We start from the raw sequence: 25,120 nt of genomic DNA, 5'->3' as shown, positions 1-25,120 counted from the left end.
GTCGCTTTGGACAAAGAAATGACGTGCCGCCACGCACAGTGGCTAATAGTGATAAAGAAAAAATCCGACTCTTGCAGACCACCACGGCCGAAAGCAGCAACCCAGCATTGACTCCGACCGCTAACCCCAAAACCGACCAACCCAGCACTGACCCCGCCGCTACCCCAAAACCCAGCCCCCCGACCTTGCCCCCTGCCCACAAACCCAAACCCAAAACCCACCGTCCACCGGCGCGAGCGAACCGAATTTCCCGCAGCTTTTTTGTCCGCCAGCCAGCCCCGCGATTAGCCAATACACTCGCTTGAAACCACCCTCAAGGAGCAACCCGAATGATTTCCGATCGCAGCGAAGTGACTCACATGATTCTCGCCGCCAAGGTGAGCAAAGGACTGAAATGGGCCGACGTGGCGGAGAAAGTCGGCTTGAGCAAGGAATGGGTAACGGCTGGTTGCCTAGGGCAGATGACGTTCTCCAAAGCACAGGCCGAAGTCGTCGGCGCCCTCTTCAACCTCTCCGATGAAGCCGTCGCCTGGCTGCAGATTGTGCCCTATAAAGGCTCGCTGCCGACCGCCGTCCCAACCGATCCTCTGATCTATCGATGGTACGAAATAGTGAGCGTTTACGGGAGCACGATCAAGGAACTGATCCACGAGGAATTCGGCGACGGAATCATGAGCGCCATCGATTTCTTGATGGATATCCAGCGCGAACCCGATCCCAAAGGGGACCGGGTCAACGTGGTTTTATCAGGCAAGTTCCTGCCCTACAAGAGTTACTGAACCGAGTTACTGAACCGCCTCGGCCGCCACGGCCCCGCGCTCGAGCACCGGCCGCAGCGCGGCGCCCGTGTGACTGCGCGGATTCTTCGAGAGCGTGTCCGGATCGGTCGCGGCCACGATCGATCCGCCTTCCGTGCCGCCTTCCGGCCCCAGATCGATCACCCAATCGGCTTCGGCGATCACGTCCAGATCGTGCTCGATCACCACCACCGAATGCCCGCCATCGACCAACCGGTGCAGCACGCGGATCAGCTTCGCGACGTCGGCCATATGAAGGCCCACGGTCGGCTCATCGAGCACATACAGCGTATGCGGCGCCTTCTGCCCACGCCTGCCGATGTCGTCCCTTACCTTCGACAACTCCGTCACCAGCTTGATCCGCTGAGCCTCCCCGCCTGACAACGTGGGCGATGGCTGCCCAAGCGTCAGATAACCCAGCCCCACATCCTTCATGAGTTGCAGCGGATGCGAGATGCTTGTCATCGCGGAGAAGAACTCGACAGCCTCGTCAATCTCCATGGTCAGCACTTCGCCGATGTTCTTGCCGCGCCACGTCACCGCCAGCGTTTCCGGATTGAAACGCTGACCGTGGCAGACATCGCACGGTACTTTGACGTCGGGCAGGAAGCTCATGGCGATGGTGCGCACGCCCTGGCCCTCACAGGCCGGGCAGCGGCCATCGCCCGTGTTGAACGAAAAGCGCGACGGCGTATAACCCCGCGCGCGGGCTTCCAGAGTGTCAGCGAACAGCTTGCGGATGGTGTCCCACATGCCGATATACGTCGCCGGGCACGAGCGCGGCGTCTTGCCAATCGGCGTCTGGTCGACTTCGAGCACACGGTCGATGGTCTCGAAGCCGGTCACCTCCGTGCACCCTTGCCAGCGATGCGCAACGTCGAACTTCACACGCGGCGCCTCGCGTGACAACACGCTCGAACGATTGCGCGCGGGCATGTCGGCTTGCGCGGTCTTGCGTGCGCGGCGCGTAGCCGGCGACGACAGAACCGAGCGGCCCACGGCATCGAGCAGGTTGGTCATCAGCACATCACGAGCGAGCGTGGACTTGCCGGAACCGCTCACGCCCGTGATGGCAATCAGGCGGCCGAGCGGCATGCTCGCGGTGACGTTGCGCAGGTTGTGCAGCGTCGCACCGTGAACCGTAAGCCAGTTCTCGGGCGTTGCGGCCCGCTTCGCGGTCGCCGTTTTTACATCACGACGCGCTTGCAACGGATGCTGGATCGGGTTCGCCAGATACTGGCCCGTGAGCGAATCCGGCTGTGCCGCGAGATCGGCTACGCTGCCTTGCGCTACCACCGTGCCGCCGCGTTTCCCCGCTCCCGGACCGATATCGATGATGTGATCCGCCCGGCGAATGGTGTCCTCGTCGTGCTCCACCACCACCAGCGTGTTGCCCTTGTCGCCGAGTTTCTTCAGTGCGTCCAGCAGGATCTTGTTGTCACGTGGATGCAGACCAATGGTAGGTTCATCCAGCACATAACACACGCCCTGCAAGTTGCTGCCGAGCTGCGCGGCAAGGCGAATGCGCTGCGCTTCGCCACCCGAAAGCGTTGGCGCCGCGCGATCCAGGCTCAGATAACCGAGACCGACTTCTTCGAGGAACAACAAGCGCCCTTCGATTTCACTGACTACGTCGCGGGCGATATCGGCATCGCGGCCCTTGAGCTTCAGCTTCTTGATCCAGCCACGGGTCGCGCTGACCGTCCAGCGGCCGACTTCCGTTATCGGTTGATCGCCGAACGTCACCGCCCGCGCGACTTCATTCAGGCGCGTGCCGCTGCAATCCGGGCAAGGCTGATCGCCGACATCGTCCGGCTCCTGTTGCGCCGATGGAATCGTCTGCTCACGCCCACGGCCGTCATCGGAGAGCACGGTGTCGTCGTAGACTTCGCGCTGCTCGCGCGTGAGCGTGACGCCGGTGCCCACGCAGGCGTTGCACCAGCCGTGCTTGCTGTTGTACGAGAACATGCGCGGGTCAAGTTCGGGATAACTCGTGCCGCAGACCGGACACGCGCGTTTGGTCGAGAATACCCGGATCTCGCCAACGTGCTTCGTCCCCTTCTTGCCGCCGTTCAACGCACCATGCAAGTCGTCGAGCGGCGCAAGCAGATGCATCACGCCCTTGCCGAGTTCGAGCGTCTCCAGAAGCATGGCTTTCAGCGTCGCTTCATCGTTCGCGTTGACGATCAGATCGCCGACCGGCAACTCGATGGTGTGCTCCTTGAAGCGATCGATCTTCGGCCACGGATCGACGGAAAGAAACTCGCCGTCCACGCGCAAATGCGTATGCCCGCGTGTCTTCGCCCACTTCGCGAGGTCCGTGTAAATCCCCTTGCGGTTCACCACGAGCGGTGCGAGCAAGCCAATGTGCTGGCCTTTGAAATCCCGCATGATCTGCGCGACGATCGATTCGGGGCTCTGCGCCGTGACGGGCGCGCCGTCGTGGATGCAATGCTGGATACCAAGCTTCACGTATAGAAGCCGCAGGAAATGCCAGACTTCGGACGTGGTCGCGACCGTGCTCTTGCGGCCACCACGCGATAAACGCTGCTCGATGGCCACTGTCGGCGGAATACCGTAGACGGCGTCCACTTCAGGACGCCCGGCCGGTTGCACGATCGAACGCGCATAGGCATTCAACGATTCCAGATACCGGCGCTGGCCTTCATGGAAGAGAATATCGAACGCTAACGTTGACTTGCCCGAACCCGATACGCCCGTGATCACGTTGAACTTGCCGTGCGGGATATCGACGTCGAGCGACTTCAGGTTGTGCTCGCGTGCGTTGACAATCCGCACCACGTCTTCGCCCTGCAACGCGCGCCGCGCCGCCGCGATTTCCGCAGCCAGTTGCAGCGGAACGCCCGCTGCGCGCTTCTGCGCTGCGCCCGGCGCCATCGACTCTTCGTAGTCGAGCAGCGCCTTACCGGTGTGCGATTGTTCGCATGCCGAAACATCTTCCGGTGTACCAACACAAACAACCAGACCGCCCGCATCGCCGCCTTCCGGACCAAGATCGATGATCCAGTCGGCCGCGCGGATCACGTCAAGGTTGTGCTCGATCACGATCAGCGAATGACCGCGTTCCAACAGGCGTCTCAACGCCTGCATCAGCTTGGCGATATCGTCGAAATGGAGGCCCGTCGTGGGCTCGTCGAACATGAACAAGCGGCCCGGCAGGTTGCCGCTCGCCTGTGCCGTTTCCGCCAGGAAACCCGCCAGCTTCAGGCGCTGCGCTTCACCGCCCGAGAGCGTGGGAACCGGTTGCCCAAGCTTCACATATTCCAGTCCAACATCGACAATCGGCTGCAACACCCGCAGCACTTCCTTGTCTTTCGCAAAGCACGCCACGGCTTCGCTCACCGTCAGGTCGAGTACATCCGCGACGCTGAGCGACTTGCCGTCGCGCTCGATCTGCACATCCAGGATTTCCGCCCGATACCGCCGTCCATCGCAATCCGGGCAGCGCAGATAGACGTCGCTCAGGAACTGCATCTCGACGTGTTCGAAGCCCGAACCGCCGCAAGTCGGGCAACGACCATCGCCGGAATTAAAGCTGAACATGCCAGCGCTATAACCTCGTTGCGCGGCGAGCGGCGCCTTGGCAAACAGCTTGCGAATCTCGTCGAAAGCGCCAACATAACTCGCTGGATTCGAACGCGCCGTGCGGCCGATCGGCGATTGATCCACGAAGATCACTTCGCTCAAGGCATCCGCGCCCTTCAGCGCACGGAATGCGCCCGGCGATTCCGTCGCCTTGCCAAAATGACGCTGCAATGCGGGAGCGAGCACGTCCTGGATCAGCGTCGATTTACCCGACCCCGATACACCCGTCACGCACACCAGCCGCTGCAACGGAATCTCGACCGTGACATCGCGCAGGTTGTGTTCGGTCGCGCCTTCGAGCACGAGCCGCGGCGTCTTTGCATCGACCACGCGGCGCTGCCAGTTCGATGCGTGCGCCACATGCTTGCGGCCGCCGAGGTACGCACCCGTCAGCGTGTCGCTATGCTCGATTTCGTTCGGCGGCCCATCATAGACAATCTCGCCGCCGCGTTCGCCCGGTCCCGGACCCATATCGATAAGACGATCCGCCGCGAGCATCACCGACGGATCGTGCTCCACCACCACGAGCGTATTGCCCGCGTCGCGCAACCGGTGCATCGCTTCGACAATGCGATTCAAATCACGCGGATGCAAGCCGATGCTCGGTTCATCGAGCACGAACAGCGTGTTCACCAGCGACGTGCCGAGCGCGGTCGTCAAGTTGATCCGCTGTACTTCGCCACCGGACAAGGTACGGCTCTGGCGATCCAGCGTGAGGTAACCGAGGCCGACATCGCAGAGATATTTCAGGCGCGTGCGGACTTCGTTATGCAGGAGCTTGAGCGCGTCGTCGAGCAGCGTGCTTGGCAAGGTCAGCGAGTCGAAGAAACGGCGAATGCGGTCGATCGGCATCAGCATCAGGTCGTGCAACGTGAGACCCGGCAGCGCTTCGAGTTGCGCCCGCGTCCACTCCACGCCTGCCGGCAGGAAACGATCGGCCGGCTTCAGCACGGCGTCTGCTTGCTCCTTCGTGCCGAGGCGCCACAGCAGCGCTTCGGTCTTGAGCCGCGCGCCTTCGCACGTCGGACATTTCGTATAGCTGCGATATTTCGACAGCAACACGCGGATGTGCATCTTGTACGCTTTCGATTCGAGGTAATCGAAGAAACGCTGCACGCCGTACCACTGGTTTTGCCACTTGCCGGACCAGTCGGGCGAACCGTTGATTACCCAGTCGCGCTCCTTTTGCGTGAGTTCGCTCCAGGGCACACCAAGGCGAATACCCGCTTTCGCGCCATAGCGCAGCAGGTCGTCCTGATTCTCTTTCCATGCGGGCGTTTGCAGCGTCTTGACCGCGCCGCCGCGCAAGGTCTTGCGTTCATCGGGAATCACGAGGCCGAGATCAACGCCGATCACCCGGCCGAAGCCGCGACACGTTTCACACGCGCCATACGCCGAGTTGAACGAGAACAACGCGGGTTGCGGATCGGCGTAGCGGATGTCGCTTTCCGGGCTGTGCAGGCCAGTGGAGAAGCGCCAGGTTGGCACCTCCACGGGCTTGTCTGCGTCGTCCGCGCCCGGCTCCGGCAGCACGTAGACATTCACGCGCCCCGTGCCACGCAGCAACGCACCTTCGATAGCCTCCAGCGCCCGCGACCGCTCCGTCTTCTGCAAGCGGAACCGGTCTGCGACCACGTCGAGCATTTGCCGGCCGTCCACATGCCGCTTTGCCTGCACGCGCGTGTAGCCGCTGGCGGAAAGCCACTGTGCGACTTCGTCGTCGCTGGCGGACTCAGGCAGTTCCACCGGGAACGTGATCGCGATCCGCGGATCACTCGCCTTCGTGCGTTCAAGCAATTCGACGTAGATGGTCTCCGGCGTGTCGTGCCGGACCTGATGCGAGGTCTTTTTATCGAAGAGCTCGGCGGCGCGTGCGTAGAACAGTTTCAGGTGATCGTTCAGCTCGGTCATCGTACCGACGGTCGAGCGCGAACTGCGCACCGGATTGGTCTGGTCGATGGCAATTGCCGGCGGCACGCCGTCCACGCGATCCACCTGCGGACGGTCCATGCGGTCGAGGAATTGCCGGGCATACGCGCTGAACGTCTCGACGTAGCGACGCTGGCCTTCGGCGTAGAGCGTATCGAACACGAGGCTCGATTTGCCCGAGCCCGAAGGACCGGTCACCACGGTCATCTGACCCGTGTAAAGGTCCAGATCGATGTTCTTGAGATTGTGCTGGCGAGCGCCGCGAATGCGGATTGCGTTGTTGGATGCCAATTTTTCCTAACCGGTTCAATGAGTTAGATCGTCCGCCAGTGCGCCTGGGCGAAGCGTGGCTCGCGTTGGGAAGCCATCGCTCCACACGCATTAGCGAGATAACGGCCGATGAAGTCGACACTGTACACCCATACAGTGTTTTCGACAGGAGGGGAACCGGCATCATGGTCACAGCCAAACGAAACATGATCCGATCTTTTTCGACAAACAAACCCATCTCCGCGTCACGCTAAATAGGTAGGGTTACTGAACAACTGTTTTCAAATCGAAGCCAGCGATATGCCCGGTCGATCCTGAACCGGGCTAGCAAGCCCATCCGCCCTGCTCCGTCAAGAGTACGACTACCCCCATGAGATAGAACATTGAGTACAAGGGACCGGTCTGCGATGCCGTCAAATTCCCAGCGGCTACACGTTTTGACATACCCTGGGCGGCACGCGATCATGCGGTCCGTGGTACTCAAGCACCTGCGCGCATTGAAGCTGAAGCGATTAGCCCCCGGCCCGCTTCGCGCTGTGGCCGTACTTTTTGAGCACTTCGATAACCCGCTCGCAATGGTCACCCTGCACTTCAATCACGCCATCCTTGACCGTTCCACCCGAACCGCAGGCCGTGCGCAGTTGCTTGCCTAGCGAGGCCAAGGCAAGAGGATCGAGCGCCAGCCCTTTAATGATCGTCACGCTTTTCCCGCCCCGCCCCTTTGTCTCGCGAGTCACCCGCACCACGCCATCACCTGCCGGCAGTCTCTTGGTAACCGTCTCGCAGACACATTCCGCGAGCACCTGCCTGCATTCGGGACACATCCGACCGCCGTCGGTAGAATAAACAAGGCCGCCTTTTGCACTACTTTTCATAAATAATTGGCTTGCTCGAAGACACCCAGGTCGGGAATCGGGCCGAGTTTAGCAGGTGCGCTTTAGCAACCCCCCTCTGCCCAAGTCCGGTCTCATTTTCGTATTTCCCGCATCGATCCTTCATAGATCGCTCGCCGCCTCTGCCTTCGGCTCCCATGGCAAGGCGACTACCGGTTGCTGGCACATTTTCCGCTCCTGGATCCGTTCCAGATCCGGGGGCGTTACTCTCAGGAAGGAGGCCGACTTCGGCGAAAGCGCCATAAAGGAGGCAAACTAGGATGCCTTGCGGCAACGCCTTGCTCGGCAAAACCACGCCTCGCAGACGCTGCCGCAGCAGGCTCTGCCAAAACCGCGCAAGAGAGGAGTTCTTCATGCCTGCACATTTACCCAATTTGAACGATCGTGTCGCCTTGGTGACCGGCGGCTCGCGCGGAATCGGACGCGCCATATCGATCGCGCTTGCCTCGGCCGGCGCAGCGGTCGCCGTCAACTATCGGGAACGCGAGAACGAAGCTGCCGGTGTCGTCGCGGATATTGAACGCGCAGGCGGCCGTGCGATCGCGGTACGCGCTGACGTATCGGTCGGAGACGACGTCAAAGCGATGTTTCATGAAGTGGAGAACCGCCTCGGTCTTATCGACGTGCTCGTGAACAACGCGGGCACCGGTACGATTGTCGACATCGACGATCTCACGGAAGCGGAGTTCGATCGAACGCTCGCCGTCAATCTGAAATCGGCGTTCCTCTGCACGCAGGCAGTGCTGCCCGGCATGCGCGCGAGGCGCTGGGGCCGGATCGTCAACCTCTCGTCAGCGGCTGCCCGCGGCGCGGGCCTGCTTGGTGTTCACTACAACGCATCGAAAGCCGGCCTCGAGGGCCTGACGCGCGGCTATGCGGCAAGGCTGGCCCGCGAAGGAATTACCGTCAACGCCGTTGCACCGGGGCCGATCGACACCGACATGGCTGGGCCGCTGAAGGCGTCCAACGTCGCGGAAAAACTGCCCGTGGGACGCTTGGGCGAAGCGAGCGAAGTTGCGCAGGCGGTACTGATGGTCATCGGCAACGCATTCATGACGGGCCAAACGATTCCCGTCAACGGAGGCGCAAGCTTCATATAGATCCTTGGCCGCGTCGCGTCGCGCGCGGGCAAGATCCGATGCGCGAGCATCGCACACGCTCGGTGCGCTGATCGTGGAAGAAATCGACATGCGCAAGGCACGACGTCGCAGCGTCGCGGACGTCCCCGGTGCTCCGGTTCACGCCACGATCCCGCCTCGCTGCAAAGGCCGGCCAGGAACCCCGTGGCCCGGATCATCTTGCAGATGGCTTTCGACAGCCGCAAGGTAATCCCCTCGACGCACATCCTTTGCAAGTCCGTGATAAAAATCACCATGCGCGTTGCCGCGTGCTTTGCCGCGGGTCTCTCCGCATGATTGATTTGAATCGTCGCCTCCACGGCGGCCAACGACCGGGAATCTTGCATGACACTTTCTACCCTTGCTCCAGAGTCAGTTGCGGTCATCACTGGCGGCGCTTCCGGTATCGGACTCGCCGCCGCCATGCGCTTTGCCGCGCGCGGCTTGCGCATCTGCATCGCGGACACCGACGACCAACGGCTCGCCGCCGCTGCCGACGCCATTGCCCTCGTGAGCGCGAACGGCGCCGACGACGTGCTGGCGGTCAAGACCGACGTGAGCCGCATCGACGATCTGGAGCGGCTGCGCCAGCAGGTCGACGAGCGTTTCGGCGGCACCGACATCCTGATGAACAACGCGGGCGTGCAGGTCGGCAGCACGGTCTTCGGGCCGGCGCAGAACTGGGAACGCGTGCTCGGCGTCAACCTGATGGGCCCCGTCCTCGGCACCCGGACCTTCGTCCCTTCGATGATCGAACGTAAGCGTCCCGGCATCGTGATCAACACAGGGTCGAAGCAGGGCATCACCACGCCGCCGGGCGATCCTGCCTACAACGTGTCGAAGGCGGGCCTGAAGGCGTTCACGGAGGCGCTGCAGCACGAGCTGCGCAACACTCCCGGCTGTAGGATCAGCGCCCACCTGCTGATTCCGGGCTTCGTGTACACGGGCCTCACCGCCCGGGGACGCACGGAGAAACCGGCGGGCGCGTGGACCGCAGAGCAGACGGCGGATTTCATGATCGAACGGCTGGAGGCGGGCGACTTCTACATCCTCTGTCCCGACAACGACGTACCCCGCGCAACTGACGAACGGCGCATCCTCTGGGCGGCGCAGGACATTATCGAGAACCGGCCGCCGCTCTCGCGCTGGCACCCGGACTACGCAAAGGCGTTCGAGGCCTTCAACCAAAAGAAGAGCTGAACAACCGCGCCGCGTTTCACGTAACGGATCGATCCGCGCTGCACTGCGCGCGCATTTGCCGCGAAGATGCGCAGGCATCGAAGATTGGTTCGGGCGGCCGATCCGCTCTCTCTTTATGGGGACGTGATGAACACGCGCGCGACGCCCGGCGCGGACCCCGAGCACGACGCGAGGGGCGCGCTTCACGAGCCGCCGACAGCGTACTACCCGGACGGTTTTCCGGAACCGACCCGCTCGCCGAAACTGTGCATAGGGCACCCGCGTCGGCGGTTGCGCAGACAGATATTGCCAATATGGTTAGTGCGCCTGTGGGACACGAAAATGATTTAAGAGGTGGTTGTTGCGCCTCAATTGTCGCGCCGATCGCTTTGCGGATATCTAGCAGTGACGCGTAACGCCCTGCTGCCCTCCAACAGTTGACGATTCAACCACGGCATGCCGCCAGTTCTTCATTATTCGTGTTTCCCGACAGATGAATTCGCATTGTCTTTCTTTATCCATAAAACCAACACCCCTAGGATAGATGCCTTCCGGGACCGGAAGGCATCTATTGCACCGCTCCTGTATAGCGTGAACCTTAGGGAATCTTATCGATGCACCAGCACTCCACGCATGCTTCCCCGACAGTGCCGCGGTCCACACGCGCTAAAACCCTTGTTCTCATCGCGGTCATCCTGGCCTGCATTAGCCTACCTTTAAGCCTTTCGGCTGGGCCGGCCGCCCAAACGTTCATTGGTCGTGACCTTGCGGGAGGGACGGTTGCTCTTTCGTGGATCACCAATGCCTTCATGCTCGCCTGCGGCAGTACCCTGATGGTGGCAGGTGCGCTGGCCGATCACTATGGCCGCAAGAAAATCTTCTTCATCGGCATGTTGGTCATGACGCTCGTTTCGCTTGCGATGCCACTCGCACCAAGCGTCTTGTGGCTCGACTTCCTTCGCGTTCCGCATGGTCTTGCGGCTGCTTGTGCTTATGCCGGCGGCGTGTCAATGCTGGCCCAGGAATTCGAAGGTCCGGCGCGCGTCAGGATTTTCAGCCTTATCGGCATCGCGTTTGGCGCGGGCCTCGCTTTCGGCCCGACCCTGGCGGGCATTCTGATCGCTCTTTTCAACTGGCACGCGGTCTTCCTCAGTAGTGCGCTGATCAGTTTTATCGCACTGATATTGTGCGTTTTCTACATGACGGACAGCAAGAATCCTTCGGCCCATGGCCTCGACTGGGCAGGCGCCGGCACCTTCACCCTCATGCTGACGCTCTTCACCTTCGCCGTGGTTGAAGCCCCGGTGTATGGATGGACGGGCCCGCTTGTCCTGGGACTCTTCGTGGCAAGCGGTCTCGTGCTGGTCCTTTTTGTCGTGATAGAGACGAAAGTCTTGAATCCCATGCTTGATCTCAGCCTCTTTCGCTATCCGCGCTTCGTGGGCGCGCAGCTTCTACCGCTCGCGACAGCGTATTCATATATTGCGCTGCTCGTTATTCTGCCGCTGCGTTTCATCGGGATTGAAGGGCTGAGTGCCCTGGATGCCGGAATACTGATGCTTTATTTTTCGGCGCCGCTGCTCTTTGTCCCGTTCCTTTCGGCAATGCTTACCCGATTTATTCCGGTTGGCATCCTCTCGGGTGTCGGCATGCTCATCTCGGTCGCAGGGCTCTTTCTACTCACCCAGGTGCCGCTCGGAGATCATGGCATCCTGATGCGCGTGGATCTGCTTCTGATTGGCCTGGGCGCCGCCATTCCATGGGGGTTGATGGATAACCTTGCCGTCAGTGTCGTCCCTAGCGACAAAGCCGGGATGGCTGTCGGTATCTTTGGCGCTTTGCGCGTCTCGATTGATAGCACGGCCATGGCCATTGTTGGTTCATTGCTGGCGTTTTTCGCCCGGCAAACCCTGACCGACATCAGGCCTGATCAGAGTCCGGACACCCTGGCATCCGGTGCGGCGCAACTCGCCGCCGGAACGCTGGAGAAAGCCGGCTCGATTCTTTTGGGCTTCGATCACGCGCACCTGCTCCTGGCCTATGATCTCGCGTTCAAGAAGCTTCTTTGGGTGGCGATTATCCTGACCTTGGGCGCAGCCGTTCTGGTCTTTGCGCTGCTTGGGCGCGTTCGCTCCGACCACGGAGAAGTCGCTGCAGGAGAAAAGGAAGAGGAAGCGCGTCGGGGAGTCTCTGCGCCGTTGGCACAAGAATCGCCGGCTCTGGATTAGTGGCTTCCTGATTCATTAATGCCCCGACGCCGAGGCACGCATAACCGATGCGTGCACTCCGCTCCCAAGAGCGTGCAAGGGGCCAGTCACCTCATGCGTGAAGCGTCAACCCGCCCACGCGTTGATATCAAGTACCGCGCTGACGAACGCCTCTGGCGCCTCCTGCGGAAGATTATGGCCTGCGTTCGGCACAACGCGGTTCTCATGGCGTCCAGTGAACCGCTTTAAGGCCGCCGTTCTTCCCCCCGGCGGCGCAACACCATCAGCGTCGCCTTCGAGTGTGATCGTGGGCACGGAGATCGACGGCATGGCGGACAAGCGGCGCTCCATATCGTCGAACTGTGGATCGCCATCGACCAGTCCGGCACGGTGCCGATACGAATGGATGACAACATCGACGAAATCCGGATTGTCGAACGCGGCTGCCGAGCGCGCGTAGGTGTCGTCGTCAAAGCCCCAGCTCGGCGACCATAACGACCACAACAGGCGGCAGAACGCGCGCCGGTTCTCAGTCAGTCCAGCCCGGCCACGCTCACCATGAAAGTAATATTGGTACCAGAGCCGATGTTCTTTCTCCGGGTCGTCTGGCCGCATGGCGGTGGCTATGTTCTGAATGTTGTAGCCATTGACCGAGACCAGCCCCCGCGCTCTCGACCGATACAGCGCCGCCACAATGCATGCTGCCCGCCCGCCCCAGTCATATCCGCCCAGCACAGCCTGTTCAATCTCAAGTGCATCGAGCAGCGCTAACAGGTCCGCCCCCAGCGCTGCCTGCTGACCCGAACGAAGTGTTGCCGGCGCCAGGAAACGCGTAGGCCCATATCCCCGAAGATAAGGTGCGATAACACGAGCACCCTGGGAGATAAGGTGTGGCGTCACTTCCTTATACGCGTGGATATCGTAGGGAAAACCGTGTAGCAGGATGACCGGCCATCCGTCGACATCACCTTGTTCGTCATAGGCGATGTCAAGCAGGTTGGTTGCAATTCTTTTAAGCATGAAGCCCCCCTTTCGCATGAAGTTGTCCAGCCGGTCGCGGCGGATTGCCGTCGGAATAACGAGTCTGACAGCATCCAGCCGACTTGCCCGGTCACGTGGCTACGCAAGAGCAACAATAATGCGCTTCAAGCGACGTCAAATCCCCAGACAAACCGATCGTCATTGGCAGCGACCGTATCGGCGTCCATAGCGCGACGAACAGCACGGGCATCACCCATGGAACACGAACCTCCACGCGCCTTGCGGCGATATCGATCCCCTGGAGCCCTGCCCACGGGTCTATAACTGATTTGGGCGCATCATAGCGAGGCGCTGTTGTCGCGGCGCCGGCGACGTTCCGGACAGCGCGCCCGTTCCCCGTTCGGCCCATTGCGGGCATTTCGCTGGCGGCCGAATCGCAACCCCACTGGAGGCCAATGACATGATGCAGGAATCGACAGATGTACTGATCGTGGGAGCGGGCCCGGTCGGTCTGCTGCTTGCAACCGAACTGTGCCGCGACGGCGTGAACGTATGCGTGATCGAGCAACACGCCGGGCGCACGTTTTTTTGCAAGGCCCTGGGCGTCACGGCTCGCACGCTGGAGATTTTCGACGACCTGGGCATCGCGCTCGATGCAATCGACGCCGGCGTGTGGCTGACGGGCGTGGAGACGTGGAGCGACGGCACACCCGCGCAGCGTATGCAGGTGCCGTCGGAAGGATTGCCGTACGGGTCCCTGTCGTTAGCACAGTACGAGACGGAGCGCCTGCTCGAAGCGGCGCTTGAGCGGCAGGGCGGCCACGTGACCTATGGCTGGTCGCTCACGGGTTTCGTCGAAACGGCGGACGACGTCGCCGCGCAACTGGCGGGACCGGACGGCGAATCGCAGACGCTGCGCTGCCGCTGGATCGTGGGTTGTGACGGAGCCCGCAGCGCCGTGCGCGCGCAACTGGGATTGCCGTTCGAAGGGGGCCAGTATCCGCAGACGTTTGCGCTGGCCGATGTCGATGTCGACTGGACGTTGCCGCGCGGCCCGATGTACCGCTTCAACTGGTCGGAGGGTGCCGGACGGACGCAAACCTCGCTGGCGGCCGTCCCGGTGCGCGGGTCGGTTCATCGTTACCGCCTTTCGATCATCATTGCGTCCGACGAGACCGCTACGCGACTTGCCGCCACACCATCGCCGGATTTCAACGAGGTTTGCCGGCTCATGTTGCCTGCCCTGCCGGACGGCACCCAGCTATCAGCGATGCGATGGTCGTCGGTGTACCGCGTCAGTCACCGGATCGCCTCGACTTATCAGGCTGGACGCGCCTTCATCGCGGGAGATGCCGCGCATCTTCATCCGCCGGTTGGCGGCCAGGGCATGAACACCGGCTTGCAGGACGCGCACAATCTCGCGTGGAAGCTCGCGCTCGCCGCGAAAAACCAGGCGCTGCCGGCACTGCTGGATAGCTATTCGGCGGAGCGCCATCCGGTCGGCCTCGACGTCGTGCAGTCGACCAGCCGCGCGCTGAACACGGTTCTCGCGCAGGGCGTGATGACTCCGGCGTTGCGGGAGACCCAGCTTTTAGTGAGCTACCGCGATAGTCCGGTTGCGATCGACGCCTGTGCGCAGTTCGCCGCTGAACTACCCGCGCCGGGGGATCGCGTGCCGGAAGTGGGCGGTCTGCGACAAGCTTTTATTGGCCATCCACTGCGCCTGCAAGACCGTCTCGGACGTGGCCGGCACGTCCTTGTTGGCTACGTCGATTGCGCGGAAGAGCAGTACGTGGCGTTCGTCGAGGGCTACCGCGCGCTGCATGCGGTGCTGGGCTCCGCAGCGGCCGGGATTTTGATTCTGGCGCCGGGCAGCGCGGTGCCATCGGATGAATCGATCACGGTATTGAACGACACCGCCGGTGAATTTGCCGCCGCTTTCCACGCGCCCGGAGGCACCGTCTGGATGGTCCGGCCTGATGGGCACATTGGCTGGCGCAGCAGCGAATGCTCGGCGCTGTCGGTCACGTCGTGGCTGCAACGCTCGGTTGTTTTGACGAATCCGATCGCGAGGCGAACGTCAGCTTGACCGTCACAATCCCGGTCAGGGATGCCTTACCCTAATCTCTTGCAAGCTGGCGACAGCGGCGGTCGCGGCGACTTGCCGAGGACAATATGCCCCCCGGCCGTGTCCTCGATAAAGTCGTGGCTGACGCCGCCAATGCTTCGTACGAACAGCATGCCGGCCGGTATGTGCGGAGCGATGAGCTGGGCATCATGACAGGCCTCGCTCGGCATGCGCATCCACTGCCCGAGAGCCATAGCCGTACCAGAAAAAGACGGCCGTTTTATTGAAGGCGTACGATACTTGAAGGAGTCTCCGCACAGTACCGTCCGCGCGAGCGTTGCTCGCAGATATGCCTTCAGTGAACCATGAATTCTGACAGCCTCGACACGCTAAACCCGCTCCACATGTCCGAATCGCAGACCGTCGCCGTTATGCGGCGCTTCGTGTTCCTGCTGGTGGAAGGACTGTCCATGATGAGCCTGTCGTCCGCCATCGAGCCCTTGCGCTCGGCTAATCGCCTCGCCGCCCAGCCTCTTTATGCATGGGACATGGCCAGTCTCGACGGAACACCTGTACAGGCCTCGAACGGCATTGAACTGCAGGCTCGCCCGCTCACCGAAGCCATGCTCCACGCGGACTATGTGTTCGTGTGCGGCGGCCTGCGGCTCGACCCCGAACTCGAACCCCGCTATCTGCGCGCGCTGCGCACCGCGGCGCGCAGCAAGGCAGTGATCGGGTCGTTATCGACGGGCAGTTATCTGCTGGCCCGCGCGGGATTGCTCGATGGTTACCAATGCACCATCCACTGGGAAAACCTGCCGGCGTTCGCGGAGGAATTTCGCGACCTGCTGTGCTCGGGAAAGATCTACGAGATCGATAGAAACCGGATGACCTGCTCAGGCGGCATCGCGGCAATGGACATGATGCTGCACCTGATCTCCGAACAGCACGGCGCCGAACTCGCGGTGCGCGTGGCAAACCAGTTTCATCATGAACGCATCCGCGACGGCCGCGACGATCAGCGCGGCTGGCGCGACCACAATCACGCCAGCCTGCCAAGAGGCATCCGGCGAGCGATCGACCTGATGCGGGCGAACGTGGAAGCACCGCTGCCGATTGCGCAGATCGGCACGACTATCGGCATGACATCGCGGCAACTCGAACGCCTGTTCCTGCGTCACCTGAACGCCACGCCCGCACGCTATTACGTGCAGTTGCGGCTCGAACGCGCGCATGAATTGCTGGCCTATTCAAGCGTGCCGGTGGCAGACATCGCGCTCGCTACGGGCTTTGCCTCGCCCTCGCATCTGGCGCGCTGGGTGCGTCGTGTCTATCAGGCGAGTCCGTCGGACCTGCGGGGCGCGCAGTCACGATCCTAGCGGCGCGAGAACGTCTTGCTCAGGTTCGTTGCAACGTGGCGAAGCCAGCGGCGAAGGGAGCGGTGAAGGGAGCGGCGCCCAGCCCTGTAACGTCCGCCAGTCCGGTTCAAGATTCGCAAATCGCGAAAGCGCAAAGCTCGAAAGATCCGCGAAGCTGCAAGTGCCGTCGATCACAAGATCGCGGATAGCGTGGCCGCTAGCCGGTGATAACCCGAATCCCACGCTCGACAACGTCGCCAAGGTGAGGTTATCGAATTGCGCGGGCTGGTCGATGATCGGCCGGCCGTCGGGCGTATTCTCTATAAAGCCCGCCCAGCTGCGAATCACGCGCGCATGCGCGACCTTCGGGAACAACGCAGCCACGCGGGCCGCGATGCTGCATTGCAAAGGCGTGGAATGAGGCCGCTGGCGGTTCACGTCGGCGAGATCGATCCACTCGTGCGGACCGCCGCCATACGCAAGATTGCCGCGCAGCGTCTGCCGTCCATACAAGCCATTACCATCGACGCCGCCTATGCTCATGAGCGGCAGCGGTTCCGTCACGATCATCTCGGCGCGCGCGCTCGCAAGCGGGACATCCACGCCGAGTTGCGCGGCAAGCTCGCCGGTGTGCGGTCCAGCGGCAAGCACCAGATGATCGCAGGCAATGTGGCCGCGATTTGTATTCACCCCGGTGACGTGGTCGCCGTTCATCGTGAAGCCGGTCACGTTCGTATGCTGCAGCAAGCGCCCGCCGCGATCCTGCATCGCCCATGCGTAAGCCTGCAGCGTCCGGTGTGGATTCGCGTGGCCGCCGAAGTGATAGAAATAACCGCCGAAGACGTTGTCGCCCGCGAACGGCACGAGTTCGCGGACCTGCCTCGGATCGAGAACGTCTGAGCGCAAACCGTGAAACGCGCCGTTATCGAGCGCCCGGCGATAAAGCAGGAACTGATGCGCGTCGAGTGCAATGCGAATGCGGTTGGGGCGAAATTCGGTAGGATAGCCAAGCAACTCGTCCATCATCGGCCAGAGCCGCTGCTCTTCCAGGAACAGCGGACTGTGATGATGCGAGCAGCCGCCGCCGTTGCGGCCGGACGCGCCCCAGCCAATCAGGCCGGCATCGAGCACCAGCGCGTCGACGCCGGCCATGGCCAGCCACCATGCTGCGCTCAGGCCCGTGACGCCTCCTCCGACGATGACTACCGAGGCGCCTGCCGGTACGTCGTCGCTGGGACCGGAATAGTTGGTCGGGTGGTGTTGCGCTGTCATTGTGCTTGTCCTCGTGCTTGCGCGTTTTTTGAAGCCTACTCGCTCGCCACGGCTGCGCCGCGCTCGCGTCCTGCCGCCGTATAAAGCGGCACGGGCCGCCAGAACGGCACCCATTGCGAGGCCATCCCAAACCAGCTATCCCAGTGCTCGCGAAGTTCGGGCACTTCTTCCAGGGTCGCAAGCTGACGCAGCGGCAGCGGGCGCACCGGCGAGCGGAATGTGGCGAGCGGTATGGCCGCCAGCGCGATGCCCGAGCCGATGGACATCAGTGCCGCGACCTGCTCCCGGCACCGGCGTCCCTGGCATGGGCCCATGCAGGCGCGCGTGAGACGTTTGACGATGTCGGGGTTCGGCGGCGCATCGCCGGCCAGTTGTGCGAGCGTGTGCGGGTGCTCATCGTCCCTCTTGCTTTCCCAGCCGATGTACCGCGGTGGGCGAACCAGCAGAATCTCGGCGGCCGTTACCTCCTCGCATTGGCAGACATAAGGCTCGCCATCCGCTTCGATCACCGACGCACGCACCCACGCGCAGCGCTCGTGTGCGGGATCGATGTGAACCGCATCGGCCACGATGGGCGCTTCTTCAGCAACGTCCTGATCATTCACGCCGAGCGCGCTCAATGCGGCCGCCGCTGCGATGCGACCTTCGCGCCTCGCGATCGAGGGCGTGACACTTTTATCGGCCCATGTCCCCACGCAATCGCCTGCCGCGAAAATGAACGGCAACGAGGTGCGCTGCGCTTCATCGATCCGCGCTACGTGCCCGCCGCGCTCCGGGATGAACGCAGTATCGCAGCCGGCTGCCTCCAGTAATTCGATAGCCGGTACTGTCGCGATCCCCAGCAACACCGTGTCGCAAGCCAGGCGCTTCAGTTCGTCCTTCCGATGCCGCCCGTCAGCGTCCACTGCCGCGAGCGTCACGGCCTCGACCTCGCCCTCGCCCGATCCAGTACCACTGCCCTCCGCCCGTTCGATCACATGGCGCGGGAACACCTGCGTTCCCCGTGCGATCAGGCGGGCGAGCAACCCGGCGTCGCCCGTCACGGTTTCGCCTTGCTCGATCACCGCCGCAATACGCACGCCTTTGTCGGAGAGTACATTGGCTATCTGCAACGCAGCGGTATTGCTGCCGACCAGCACGGCCACGCGCGCGCTGAGCGCGTCGTAAGTCACGGCAAGCCGATACGCCGCGCTCGCGCCCATCACGCCCGGGCGCTCCCACCCCGCGAATGCGAGCCCCATGTCGCGGCTGCCCGACGCGACGATCACCTGCTTGAAACGCAGCAAATAAGCCCGTTCCTCATCTGCCAGACCCGCGACGCGGCCATCGATCCACGCGGCTGTCGGACGTTGCGGAAACAGTCCCCATGCCACCGTACCGAGGCGCACATCGACGCCGGCTTCCAGCGCATCGGCGAGTTCAGGCGAGCTCTCGAGCAGCGCTTCGAGCATGGCGTTCCGGTTTGCCACAATCGCGCCGATACGACCGCCGAAGTGCAGCGGAATCTCTTCGCCCATGGTCTCGAACGGCACCGGGTTTTCGTCGATCAACGTCACCCGCACGCCCCGGTTCGATGCAGCCAGCGCAGCAGCAAGCCCCGCCGGTCCCGCGCCGATCACGAGCAGATCGGTTTCATCGGCGATGGGCGGTTGCTTGCCTGCGACCGACGCGGGATCGTATTCCACAGGACCGGAAGGTTCAGCAGGATGCCGCACGGGTTGGTCCACGAGTTGTCCTCGATCGATGAAGGGTTGTCCGATTATCAGGTGATGCGCGCAGCGATCAGATCACAAAACCGATCTGATCGCTTCCACGAACGACGTTTCCGGCTGGGTCAGCACGAGATCGAGAAGCGGGCTCAGGGCGTGCGCCGGTTCGCTCAGCGCGAACACTTCCCTTTCTACCCGCGCCGTCCGGTCCGGGCTCATGCGCGCCTCGGAAAACGCGCGAAACTTCGCACGCAACGCATCGCGCGGCAACGGCCGTTCAGGGTCGCCTTGCGATTGCATCGGGCCGGAATCGAGCCTCCTGCCGTCGCGTGTGTGCACGATGACACGGGCCCAACGCTGCACGGGGAAAAGCGCGCTGAACGAAGCGGAATCACCCAGCTTCATGCGCGGAATCAGACCACGCAGACGAGCGTCGGCGAGACCCGTCGACCCGATCGTTTCCGCATCCACGCGTCCGTCCAGCAAAGCTGCCGCGACAGGAAATAGCACGCCGTACTGGGCTTCCTCGGTCGTGACCGGAACAGATGCGCACAGCCGGGTCGCCTCGTGAAACGTCTCGATCTCGACGCTTTCGATCGCATCCGCCGCGAAGACATTCGTCTCGCGCAAATGCAGCGCACAAGCGATGGCCGGATGTGCCCAGCGGCACACGGGGAATGGCTTGAAATACTGGTCGAGAATGAACCAGCGGCGCCCGAGATCGGACCACAACGCACCTTCTTCGTCGGCTTCAACCGTTAGCGCGGGAGCGCCGGTAAAGTGACGCGCGGCGAGCAACGCGGCGCTCACGCCCGCCATGCAACCCCAGCCCGAGCCGTCCTTGAGCATGGTCGGGAAATCGATGCAGCGCATCATGTCGCTGCGTGGTCCGTGATACTCCGCAATACCTAACGCATGACGCGTTCGCTCGACGTCGAGCTTCAGCCCTCGCGCGACTATCGCCGCTGCGGCCAATGCGTTCCACGCGCCGGATGTGTGGTATTCGCTGCTGGTTGCGTGCAGCGCGATGCCGGCGCGCGTACCGATCTCGTAGCCGAGCACAAGGCTCGTGAGGAAGGAACGGCCGTCCATCGACGGGTCCAGTTCTGCCATTGCCAGCAAGGCGGGCAGCACGGCCACGCCGACGTGGCCCTTCGTCAGCGAATGGCCGTCGTGGCCGTCGAAGCTGTCGATCGTCATCGCGCCGGCCAATGCCGCACCGAGCGGACTCGCGATGCGTCCGTTGAACAACAGCCGTGTGCGCATGCTGCCCGCGCCGAAAAATTCAGCGGCATGATCGCAGGCTATCTGCGCGAGCTGCGTGCTGCTGCCCGCTGCCGCGACACCGAGCAGATCGAGCAGGCAGTATTGCGCCTGCTCGACCACGGCATCGGGCAGATCCTCGAAGCGAAGCGAGTGGATGAATTGTCCAACGTGATCGTTCATTGCGCGTGGTCTGCCGGAGAAGGGTTAGAAGTCAAGCACCAGATCAGATAATGGCCGGCTCGAGCAGGCAAGAATGAAGCCCTCCGCTTCGTCATGTGTGGAGAGTCCTCCTTGATGGCGCATGTCCACCGCGCCCGAGCGTTTATGCAGCTTGCAGGTCCCGCAGATGCCGCTCGCGCAAGCGCAGGGAATGACGACCTGCTGCCGCGATGCGGCCATCAAAACCGTTTCGCCCGCGCGTGCAGTGAAGTGCTTGTTGCCCAGCGTGACATCGAAACTCTTGTCTGTGTCCGAAGCTTCCCGGTCTGCCGGCGGAGTCGATACCGTCACCGCGCCGAAATGCTCCACATGGAAACGCGCATGCCTCGCGCCATCGGCGGCGTGAATGCGCCGGATATCGTCCATGAACGATGCCGGGCCGCAGCAATAAACTTCACGCGTGAAAAAATCGGGCATGGCCGCCGCAATAAGCCGCCGCGATGCGCGCCCGCGCAAACCAAACCAGCCGGGTCCGGGCATACTCAACGTGACGGTCGCTTGCAGCCTGGGCATGCGCGCTTGCAACGTCGCGATCTCGTCGGCAAACAAGATATCTTCCACACGGCGTGCCGCGTGAAACCATGCGATATCCTGCTCTGGCGCGTGGCGCGCGAGCGTGCGCAGCATCGACATCAACGGCGACGCGCCCGATCCTGCCGAGACCAACGCGAGCGGCCCTTGTGGCACGGCGTCGAGTCGAAATACGCCTAGCGGGTAACGCGAACTTACGCGCATGCCGGGCTTCAGTTCGTCATGCAACCAGCGCGTGGCGCGTCCCGCCGGTTGCCGCTTGAGCGTGAGTTCGAGCGTCTCGCTACCGGCAACAGTACCCGGCGCCGATGCTATCGAAAACGTCCGGTCCACGCGTTCACCGTCAATATGGAACGTCAGCAGCATTGATTGCCCGGCAACGAACCGAGGTGCATCGCGGGTCGTATCGCGGAAAATAAACGTCTTCACATCCGGCGATTCTGACCTCACCGCGACGCATTCAAGCATGCGGTCCACAGGTGCATCCGGCGTGCCGGGGAACGGCGCTTCGAGCGCGGTGATATCGCCAGGGACGTTAGCCATTGGACACCTGCAATTCGATCGTGCGGGGCTTCGAACTCGCGCGCTCGACATACGCGGCAAGTTTGTCCGCGTACCAGTTCGTGAAGTTGCGCAACATGAACTCCGACGGCGCGTACGGTCCCGGCACATAGGCTTTCGATGCAATGCCCAAATGATTGTTTGCCGCCAGCCGCGCGTCCTGGTCGTTGGTCGCGCGCCAGACCGACGTGAGCGTTTCGACATCGTAGTCCACGCCTTCCACCGCGTCTTCATGAACGAGCCAGGTCGTGCGCAACTCGGTCCGGTTTGCGGAAAGCGGCAGGATCCGAAAGTGGATGATGTGATCGGAGAGAAAATGATTCCAGTTATTAGGTACCCTGAACATTCTCACCGAACCCAGGTCCGGCTCGGTCAACTCGCCGAGCAGCTTGGTACAGGCCGGCGAACCATCGGCCGTGAACGATACCGCGCCGCGATGGAACGGCAAGCGGATGCAACGGAACTCGTTGCCACCGTCCGCAGGCTGATGCGGCAAGCTCAGGCCGTCCCACTGGCGGCCTTTATCATTCATCAACTGGCGAAAATCCTGCGAGCCGCGTGGATCATCGGGCAACGCGAATTCGATCAGCGTGGCGAGCAGTTCGGGGTGATTGCCCGAGCAGTGGTAACACTCGCGGTTGTTCTCTATCACGAGCTTCCAGTTCGCGTTTTCCACAATGGTCATGGAATACGCCACCTTCGTCCGTTCAGGCTGATGTGGCGCAATGTACGGCGTCACCGCACGGCGAAAGCGCGACAGGTCAGGCGTGATCGAGTGGGGATCGGAAGGATCGGCGAGACAGATATAGACCATGCCGCAGATGACTTCCACCTGCACCGGCGCGAGTCCATAACCGTCGCGTTCGAAATCAGGCGGCATCTGGCGCGCGTGCAACAGCGCGCCGTTCAGGTCGTACACCCACTGGTGATACGGACATACCAGCCTATGCACATGCCCCTGCGGTTCCATGCAGATACGCGATCCGCGATGCCGGCAGGTATTGAAGAATGCCTTGATCTCGCCATGCGGATCGCGCAACACGATCACGGACGTCCCGCCGACTTCCAGCGTCTGATAGTCGCCGGGCTGGGGAATCTCGCAGGCGTTCAGCGCGAACAGCCAGTCGTTCATAAAGACGGCGTCGAGATCCAGCGCATGAAACGATTCGTCGATATAAAACGGCTGGGCCAGACTGAATCCTTCGCGCCGGCTGGCCAGTAGAGCGTGAACCCGTGCTGCGTCCAACATCGTCATGTCCGCCCAAGAAAACATTCGTGTGAAGCTATTGTGTTCCGCCGTTTTGCGGCGTGAGCGCAGGTTCACGACCAAGCCCATCACGAAACCGACACGATGCAACAGCCGGATTCAACTTCAGCGCGTTGGCGTCGCGAATAGTGGGCAACGCGAAACGCGCCTGGCGCACGGCGTCGTAGTCCAGTGTCGCGATCACCAGTTCTTCGCGGGCCTGTTCGCTTTGAGCAATGACGTGACCATCGGGGCCGACGATGCGCGAACCACCCCAGAAATGGAGATCGCCCTCGCGGCCCACGCGGTTCGCCATCACGACCGGCGTGCCGTAGACCAGCGCGTAGAACCGCAAGGCCAGATCCCAGCCGCGCGGGTTGTCGAAGTCCTGACCGACGGCTTCGAGCGCCGAGCTGACCGGCGCCGCGAACAAGGTCGTGCCCGCACACGCCGATGCATGCACGAGCGCCGGATTCCACAGGTCGGCGCAGACCGGCGTAGCGACGCGCCAGTGCGCATCGAGATCGAAACCACCGAGCGCGTCGCCGGGGGCGAAATACTTGCCGTCGTCGAGCTTTCCGTAGGTCGCCAGGGAAATCTTCCGATGCACGTGGACCACGCGGCCTTGCGCCAGCGTGGCCACGCTGTTGTAGAACTGCGCGCCCGGCGCTTCTTCCATGAAGCCGACCACGGCGTGTATGCCGGTGCACGCAGCCGCTATTTGCAGCAGCACGGGGTCATCGGCGGGCATGGCGAGACGCAACGCATCCGCACCCGCGCCGTGGCCCACCAGTGACAGTTCCGGAAATACCAGCAGTTGTACGTCCGACGCTGCGGCGGCTGCGAGCATCGACAGATGCTTGTCCACATTCGAAGCAATCGAGCCCGGCACGCTTTCCATCTGTGCGGCCGCCACCACGAGTTCATGTTTCATGTTTGCGCGCGAACCCTCGGTCTAGATCAGTCCCGACGACTTCAGGAACTGCGCCGCGACGTCGTCCACCGACTTCTTCGACACATCCACTTCAGCATTCAGACGCGCCATGGTCTGGTCGTCGAGTTTCGCGGAAAGTGCGTTGAGAATGCCCGCGAGCTTCGGATTGGCGTCGAGTGTTTCCTTACGGATGACTGGTGTCAGCGCGTAGGCCGGGAAGAAACCCTTGTCGTCGCGCAGCACGATGAAGTTGAACGCGGGCACGCGGCCATCGGTCGTGAACACCAGCGCGAGATCGACCTGCCGGTCCTTCAGCGCCTGATACGTCAGGCCCGAATCCATCCGCTTGACCTGCGGTGGCGAGAAGCTGAAGCCATAGGCTTGCTGCAGCGGCTTGAGGCCGTCGGGCCGTGCGTAGAACTCTGAATTGCACGCGAACGTCAGTTCCTTGCCGCTATTGAGGACCTTCGACAAGTCGCTTAGCGTGGCAATGCCAAGCTTCGCGGCTTCGTCGCGATTCATCGCCAGGCCATAGGTGTTATTCGCTTTCGACGGATCGAGCCATACCAGTCCCTTCTTCGCATCCAGCTCTTTCACGCGCTGATAGGTCTGCGCTGGATTCAAATGATCCGTGACTTTGTTGTAGGTGATCAACGAGGTGCCCGTGTATTCCCAATACACATCGATCTGACCATTTTCCTGCGCCTCGCGCAGCACGCTGCTGCCCATGCCGTCCTTTTTAACGACGGTGAATCCCTTGGCCTCCAGCAAGGCGGTGGTCATCTGCGCCATCAGCACTTGCTCGGTGAAATTCTTGCCGCCGACCGTGATCGTGGCTGCACCGGCGGACGTCGATACAAACGCCCCGGCGATACAAAAGCCTAGCGCACAGGTAAACGCGGAAATTGAAGCGCGGGAAAATAACCGGGAGAGCCGAGTGTGCATGGAAGGTCCGAAATGTGGTTAAGGGACAAAC

General features: G+C 62.2%; 16 protein-coding genes and 1 pseudogene. 6 read left to right on the top strand and 11 right to left on the bottom strand.

From position 1 onward, the window contains the following. Window positions 1-329: 329 nt before the first annotated feature. The gene (gene cynS, locus HB376_RS15755; RefSeq protein WP_213764587.1) at window positions 330-779 is read left to right on the top strand and encodes a cyanase; all 450 of its coding nucleotides are present in this window, start codon (window positions 330-332) and stop codon (window positions 777-779) included. Between the two features lie 6 nt (window positions 780-785). Here cynS and uvrA read toward each other — a convergent pair whose 3' ends face one another. Both uvrA and HB376_RS15745 read right to left on the bottom strand, forming a co-directional pair. Then, window positions 786-6,623: an excinuclease ABC subunit UvrA gene (gene uvrA, locus HB376_RS15750; protein WP_213764586.1), complete on the bottom strand. Its 5,838-nt coding sequence runs from the start codon at window positions 6,621-6,623 to the stop codon at window positions 786-788. Window positions 6,624-7,114: 491 nt separating this feature from the next. Continuing rightward, on the bottom strand, window positions 7,115-7,477 hold the full coding sequence (locus tag HB376_RS15745) for a translation initiation factor Sui1 (protein ID WP_213764585.1): 363 nt from the start codon (window positions 7,475-7,477) through the stop codon (window positions 7,115-7,117). A 371-nt stretch (window positions 7,478-7,848) separates the two neighbouring features. Between HB376_RS15745 and HB376_RS15740 the strand changes: the two genes are divergently transcribed. The 3 genes from HB376_RS15740 (at window position 7,849) to HB376_RS15730 (ending at window position 12,020) form a co-directional block, all read left to right on the top strand. After that, window positions 7,849-8,595 (top strand): SDR family NAD(P)-dependent oxidoreductase, encoded by a 747-nt coding sequence (locus HB376_RS15740; RefSeq protein WP_213764584.1) that lies wholly within the window; start codon window positions 7,849-7,851, stop codon window positions 8,593-8,595. 363 nt (window positions 8,596-8,958) lie between these two features. Further along, window positions 8,959-9,813: an SDR family NAD(P)-dependent oxidoreductase gene (locus tag HB376_RS15735; RefSeq protein WP_213764583.1), complete on the top strand. Its 855-nt coding sequence runs from the start codon at window positions 8,959-8,961 to the stop codon at window positions 9,811-9,813. A gap of 593 nt (window positions 9,814-10,406) precedes the next feature. Further along, window positions 10,407-12,020, top strand: coding sequence for an MFS transporter (locus HB376_RS15730; RefSeq protein WP_213764582.1), 1,614 nt, complete (start codon window positions 10,407-10,409; stop codon window positions 12,018-12,020). A 105-nt stretch (window positions 12,021-12,125) separates the two neighbouring features. Here the strand turns inward: HB376_RS15730 and HB376_RS15725 are convergent, their stop codons facing one another. After that, complete coding sequence (locus tag HB376_RS15725) at window positions 12,126-13,019, bottom strand: alpha/beta hydrolase (protein ID WP_213764581.1); 894 nt, start codon at window positions 13,017-13,019, stop codon at window positions 12,126-12,128. Window positions 13,020-13,440: 421 nt separating this feature from the next. On the opposite strand from HB376_RS15725, the gene HB376_RS15720 reads away from it, so the two are divergent. After that, complete coding sequence (locus tag HB376_RS15720) at window positions 13,441-15,069, top strand: FAD-dependent monooxygenase (protein WP_255631369.1); 1,629 nt, start codon at window positions 13,441-13,443, stop codon at window positions 15,067-15,069. Window positions 15,070-15,084: 15 nt separating this feature from the next. Here HB376_RS15720 and HB376_RS41015 read toward each other — a convergent pair. Then, window positions 15,085-15,305, bottom strand: a pseudogene (locus HB376_RS41015) (Zn-dependent hydrolase); the annotation flags it as partial. A gap of 108 nt (window positions 15,306-15,413) precedes the next feature. Between HB376_RS41015 and HB376_RS15715 the strand changes: the two are divergent. Continuing rightward, entirely contained in the window at window positions 15,414-16,427 is a 1,014-nt protein-coding gene (locus HB376_RS15715) for a GlxA family transcriptional regulator (protein WP_213764580.1), read from the top strand. Here HB376_RS15715 and HB376_RS15710 read toward each other — a convergent pair. From HB376_RS15710 to HB376_RS15680, 7 genes are read right to left on the bottom strand one after another with little or no spacing between them, the layout of a single operon-like run. Beyond that, a complete protein-coding gene (locus HB376_RS15710; RefSeq protein ID WP_213764579.1) occupies window positions 16,416-17,678 on the bottom strand; it encodes an FAD-binding oxidoreductase in 1,263 nt (420 codons plus the stop codon). The two genes, HB376_RS15715 and HB376_RS15710, sit on opposite strands and share 12 nt — an antisense overlap. Before the next feature lie 35 nt (window positions 17,679-17,713). Beyond that, window positions 17,714-19,405 carry an NAD(P)/FAD-dependent oxidoreductase gene (locus HB376_RS15705; RefSeq protein ID WP_213764578.1) on the bottom strand — a complete coding sequence of 564 codons (1,692 nt, stop codon included), beginning with the start codon at window positions 19,403-19,405 and terminating at the stop codon, window positions 17,714-17,716. A 60-nt stretch (window positions 19,406-19,465) separates the two neighbouring features. Continuing rightward, complete coding sequence (locus HB376_RS15700; protein WP_213764577.1) at window positions 19,466-20,833, bottom strand: MmgE/PrpD family protein; 1,368 nt, start codon at window positions 20,831-20,833, stop codon at window positions 19,466-19,468. Between the two features lie 24 nt (window positions 20,834-20,857). After that, complete coding sequence (locus HB376_RS15695) at window positions 20,858-21,946, bottom strand: 2Fe-2S iron-sulfur cluster-binding protein (protein WP_213764576.1); 1,089 nt, start codon at window positions 21,944-21,946, stop codon at window positions 20,858-20,860. Further along, window positions 21,939-23,213, bottom strand: coding sequence for an aromatic ring-hydroxylating dioxygenase subunit alpha (locus HB376_RS15690; protein WP_213764575.1), 1,275 nt, complete (start codon window positions 23,211-23,213; stop codon window positions 21,939-21,941). Before HB376_RS15690 ends, HB376_RS15695 begins: the two co-directional genes overlap by 8 nt. A gap of 34 nt (window positions 23,214-23,247) precedes the next feature. Continuing rightward, window positions 23,248-24,144, bottom strand: a complete 897-nt coding sequence (locus HB376_RS15685; protein ID WP_213764574.1) for a nitrilase-related carbon-nitrogen hydrolase — start codon at window positions 24,142-24,144, stop codon at window positions 23,248-23,250. A 21-nt stretch (window positions 24,145-24,165) separates the two neighbouring features. After that, window positions 24,166-25,089, bottom strand: a complete 924-nt coding sequence (locus HB376_RS15680; protein ID WP_213764573.1) for a glycine betaine ABC transporter substrate-binding protein — start codon at window positions 25,087-25,089, stop codon at window positions 24,166-24,168. Window positions 25,090-25,120: the final 31 nt, after the last annotated feature.

The sequence above is a fragment of the Caballeronia sp. dw_19 genome (genome assembly GCF_018449515.1).
GTDB lineage: Bacteria > Pseudomonadota > Gammaproteobacteria > Burkholderiales > Burkholderiaceae > Caballeronia.
This window is presented reverse-complemented; position numbering and strand designations above follow the sequence as displayed.